Here is a 4710-nt window from a genome sequence, read left to right as displayed (position 1 = left end):
GTGTGCCGGTGGTGCGGCAGGCACGACCCGGTGTCGCGCTGCACGCGGTGCGGGTCGGGTGCGGTGCGGGCGGTGGTCGTCGGCGCCCGCCGCACCGCGGAGGAACTCGGCCGGGCGTTCCCCGGGCAGTCGGTGATCACGTCGTCTGGGGAGTCGGTGGTTGCGACGGTGGGCGAGGGACCGGCACTCGTCGTCGCCACGCCGGGAGCCGAACCCGTCGCCCCGCAGGGGTACGGAGCGGCGCTGCTGCTGGACAGCTGGGCCCTGCTGGGCCGCCAGGACCTGCGCGCCGCGGAGGACACACTGCGGAGGTGGCTGTCGGTGGCCACACTGGTCCGCCCGCGCGGGGACGGCGGCGTGGTCGTCGTGGTCGCCGAGACGTCGCTGCCGACCGTGCAGGCGCTGATCCGCTGGGATCCGGTCGGTCACGCCGAACTGGAACTCGATTCGCGCGCCGAGGTGGGTCTGCCACCGAGCTCGCACATGGCCGCGGTCGACGGCGTGCCGCCCGCGGTGACCGCGCTCCTCGACGAGGCCGAACTCCCCGCCGGGACCGACGTGCTCGGGCCGGTCGAACTGCCGCCCGGTGTGCGCAAGCCGGCAGGCCTTCCCGCAGGCGCCGAGGTGATCCGGATGCTGGTGCGCGTCGACCGCGGCCGTGGCCACGAACTGGCCGCCGCGCTACGCCGGGCGATCGGCGTGCAGAGCGCGCGGCGCGAACACGAACCGGTTCGCGTGCAGATGGACCCGTTGCACATAGGGTGAGTCGCACGCGGCGTCTCACGCCGGACGGGAGGTTCTCATGCGGCGGCCGATCGCCTGGCTGATCACCGCGGGAGTCATCGCGATCGGGTTGCTCTGGCCGCTTCTCCTGGAAGCCGGCGGCGGCGGTGGCCAGGTCGACGATCCGGTGGTGTTCAGCAACTATCGCGCCGAGTACACCGTCGCCGCCGACGGAACCCTGTACGCGACCGAGACCATCACCGCCGAGTTCCCGGGCGGACGGCACGGCCTGTTCCGGTACTGGGACGTCGGCAACCGGAACAGTCCGCACGTGCGGCAGATCCCGGAGATCACGTCGATCATCCTCGACGGTGCGCCCGCGAACTACCGGATGCTCTGGGAGAGCGGCGACCGGTTCCGGGTGGCCAAGATCGGCGACGCCGACATCACGCTCGACGCCGGCGCGCACATCTTCGAGATCCGTTACGCGATCCCGGGTGTGCTGGACCCGGGAAGCACGGGCGCCGACCGGACATTCGCCGCGACCACCGGTGAGCCGAACTCACGCTCGGCGTTCTACTGGAATGTCATCGCACCGGCGTGGAACAACACCATCGAGCGGGCCGACATCACGGTGCGACTGCCGGGGCCGGTCACCGGGGCGCAGTGCAGCGTCGGGGTGGGCGTCGGTCGGGCCTGCCGCGACCTTGCCGTCGACGGTGACACCGTCACCCTTCAGGCGCTGAACCTGAAGCCCGGTACGCCGGTGACGCTGCGCGCGGGCCTGGACGTCGCGACGCCCGCCCGCGCCGAGCTGCCGTGGACCTACTACTGGGACCGCATCTTCGGACGGTCGACCACCACCGCCGCCTGGGTCGCCGCGCTCACCGCACTGGGCGCCGCCGGCGGGTGGCTGTCGTCACGCGCGACGCGCGAAACGCCGCCGGGATTCCCGCTGCAGTACGCGCCGCCGCGGGGTCTCGGACCGGTTCAGGTCGAGTACATCCGCACCGAGACCGTCCCCAAGCACGGGTTGACGGCGACGCTGTTCCACCTGGCCGACCGCGGCCTCGTCGACCTGCGGCAGGTCAACTCCGATCAGTGGAACGTGCGCGGGGTCGCCGAACGCGGCGCCTGGGCCGACGTCGACCCGGTCAGCGTCGCAGTCGGATCGGCGCTCAAGGTGATGTCGCCCGGCTCGGAGTTCGAGGCCAAGAAGGCGGTTTCCGCGGGCAAGAAGCTCGAGAAGGCCAAGAAGGAGATGGCCGACGCCGTCGAGAAATGGGCTGTCGACGGCGGGCTGCTGGTCAAGCAGAAGAAGGAGCTGTGGGCCACGATCGCCAGTGGCATCGCGTTCGTCCTTGCGGTGTGCGGGTTCTTCCGGTGGGGCTTCCCGGCCACCATGTGGGGGCTGCCGTTCGCCGCCTTCTTCCTGTTCTCCCTGTCGTCGTGGTCGAAAGGGGTGGGCACCCGGCGTACCGCCGCCGGCCGCGAACTGTGGTCACAGGTGGGCGGATTCCACCGGATGCTGGCCACCGACTCGGCCGAGACCCGGTTCGATTTCGCCGCGCGCAAGGACCTCTACACCGCCTACATGCCTTTCGCGGTCGCTGCGGGGGCCGCGGCGCTGTGGGCTGCGAAATATCAGACCACGATGGGAATGCCTGCGCCGCAACCGGAGTGGTACAACTCGTCGTCGACGTCGGGCTCCGGATTCATGGGGTCCGCCGGCGGTGACTTCGACAGCTTCGAGTCGGCGCTGTCGTCGTCGATCGGGGCCTACACCGCCTCGCAGGCGTCCTCTTCGTCGAGCAGTAGCAGCAGCTCCAGCAGTGGCGGCGGCGGCGGTGGCGGCGGTGGCGGAGGAGGAGGCGGCTCGTGGTGAGATTCCTGCTCGTACTGATCCTGGTGCTGGCCGTCGCGGTGCTGGTGGGATTCGTGATGGGCTACAACCGGCTTCGGGCCGCCGACGTCCGCGTCGCCGAGGCCCTCGCCGGCATCGACGTCGAGTTGACCCGGCGGGCCTCGTTGATCCCCGGCCTGGTGCACACCGTCACGACGTTCGCCGCGCACGAGAAGACGATCCTCGACCACGTCACCGCGGCACGCGCGGCGCTGACGGCGGCCACCGGCAGCACGTCGGTGACCCAGCGCAGCACCGCCGAACGCGATCTCGACACCGCGGTGCGCGAGGTGGTCGCGCTGGGGCAGAACTACCCGCAACTCTCGTCGTCGAGCAACTTCCTGCAGCTGCAGGACAATCTCGCCGACACCGAGAACAAGCTGGCATTCGCCCGCCAGTACTACAACGACGCGGTCGCCACGTTGAACCGGCTCGCCACCACCATCCCCTGGATGTTCGTCGCGCCGCTCGCGGGCACCACCACGCGCGAGTACTACCAGACGCCCCGGTGAGCCGGCGCTTCCCTAGACTGTCGCGGTGCGCATCGTCTTCGCCGGCACGCCGGATCCCGCCGTGCCGTCGCTGCGACGGCTGCTCGCCTCGCCTCACCACGAGGTGATCGCCGTGCTCACCCGCCCGGACGCCGCGTCGGGCAGGCGCGCGAAGCCCTCGCCGTCGCCCGTCGCCGAGGTGGCCCTCGAACACGGCGTACCGGTGCTGCGCCCGCAGCGGCCCAACTCCGAGGAGTTCGTCGCCGAACTGAGCGCCCTGCAACCGGACTGCTGCGCGGTGGTCGCCTACGGCGCGCTGCTGCGCGAGCCGCTGCTGGCCGTGCCCCGGAACGGCTGGATCAACCTGCACTTCTCGCTGCTGCCCGCCTGGCGCGGCGCCGCGCCCGTGCAGGCCGCCATCGCCGCAGGCGACACGGTGACCGGAGCCACCACGTTCCTGATCGAACCGGCGCTGGACTCCGGACCGGTCTACGGGGTGGTCACCGAGACCATCCGTCCCACCGACACCGCCGGTGGGCTCCTCGAACGCCTCGCGGTGTCGGGAGCCGCCCTGCTCGAGACCACCCTCGACGGCATCGCCGACGGCACCCTGACCGCGGTGCCCCAGCCGTCCGACGGGGTGACGGTGGCGCCGAAGATCACCGTCGACGAGGCCCGGGTGCGATGGGACCTGCCCGCCCACGCCGTCGACCGCCGGATCCGGGCGGTCACGCCGAGTCCCGGCGCCTGGACCATGATCGGTGACCTCCGGGTCAAGGTGGGGCCGGTCACGATCGACGACACCGCCGCAGATGCCCTGGCGCCCGGGGAGATTCGCGTGTCGCGGGGCGGCGTGCTGGTGGGCACCGGTTCGGCGGCCGTCCGGCTGGACATGATCCAGCCGCCCGGCAAGAAGATGATGAGTGCAGGCGACTGGGCCAGGGGCGCCCGACTCGACGGATCGGTCCGCGCCCAGTGACCCGGCCCAGGAACACCAAGCGGCCCCGCCGGACACCGCTCGATCCGGCCCGCCGCGCGGCCCTCGACGTCCTGCGGGCGGTGTCCGAGCGGGACGCGTACGCCAACCTGGCGTTGCCCGCGATGCTGCGGGAACGCGGGATCACCGGCCGCGACGCCGCTTTCGCGACCGAACTGACGTACGGCGCCTGCCGCACCCGCGGCCTGCTCGACGCCGTGATCGAACGCGCGGCAGGGCGGCCGGTCGACCGCATCGACCCGATGCTGCTCGACCTGCTGCGGCTGGGCGCCTATCAGCTGCTGCGCACCCGGGTGGAACCTCACGCCGCGGTGTCCACCACCGTCGAACAGGCCGGCATCGAGTTCGACACGGCGCGAGCGGGTTTCGTCAACGGCGTGCTACGGACCATCGGTAGGCGCGACGAACAGTCCTGGATCGCCGAACTCGCACCGCCCGCGGACGCCGACCCGGTCGGCCACACCGCGTTCACACATGCCCACCCGCGGTGGATCGCGCAGGCGTTCACCGATGCGCTCGGCGCGGACGCCGGACAGCTGGACGCCGTGCTCGGAGCGGACAACGAACGACCGGTGGTGCACCTGGCGGCACGCCCC

General features: G+C 71.7%; 4 protein-coding genes and 1 pseudogene. All 5 read left to right on the top strand.

The features are described 5' to 3' along the window. Positions 1–765 (top strand): annotated as a pseudogene (locus tag Q2100_RS28820) (primosome assembly protein PriA); the annotation flags it as partial. Between the two features lie 37 nt (positions 766–802). Then, the gene (locus tag Q2100_RS28815) at positions 803–2608 is read left to right on the top strand and encodes a DUF2207 domain-containing protein (protein WP_302916781.1); all 1806 of its coding nucleotides are present in this window, start codon (positions 803–805) and stop codon (positions 2606–2608) included. Next, positions 2602–3138: a LemA family protein gene (locus tag Q2100_RS28810; protein ID WP_302916780.1), complete on the top strand. Its 537-nt coding sequence runs from the start codon at positions 2602–2604 to the stop codon at positions 3136–3138. The genes Q2100_RS28815 and Q2100_RS28810 overlap by 7 nt, the downstream gene beginning before the upstream one ends. A 25-nt stretch (positions 3139–3163) precedes the next feature. Beyond that, positions 3164–4096 carry a methionyl-tRNA formyltransferase gene (fmt, locus tag Q2100_RS28805; protein ID WP_302916779.1) on the top strand — a complete coding sequence of 311 codons (933 nt, stop codon included), beginning with the start codon at positions 3164–3166 and terminating at the stop codon, positions 4094–4096. After that, the coding region (locus Q2100_RS28800) for a transcription antitermination factor NusB (RefSeq protein ID WP_302916778.1) at positions 4093–4710 on the top strand (618 nt) is incomplete at its 3' end. The genes fmt and Q2100_RS28800, both read left to right, overlap by 4 nt.

Source organism: Mycolicibacterium arseniciresistens (assembly GCF_030519285.1).
In the GTDB taxonomy this organism is placed as follows: domain Bacteria; phylum Actinomycetota; class Actinomycetes; order Mycobacteriales; family Mycobacteriaceae; genus Mycobacterium; species Mycobacterium arseniciresistens.
Note: the sequence above shows the minus strand (reverse complement) of the source record. Positions and strands in the feature narration are given on the sequence as shown.

What these genes read in the sequence shown, in the direction of transcription:
- Q2100_RS28815 (WP_302916781.1), top strand. Translation starts at nt 803, where the DNA reads ATGCGGCGGCCGATCGCCTGGCTGATCACCGCGGGAGTCATCGCGATC.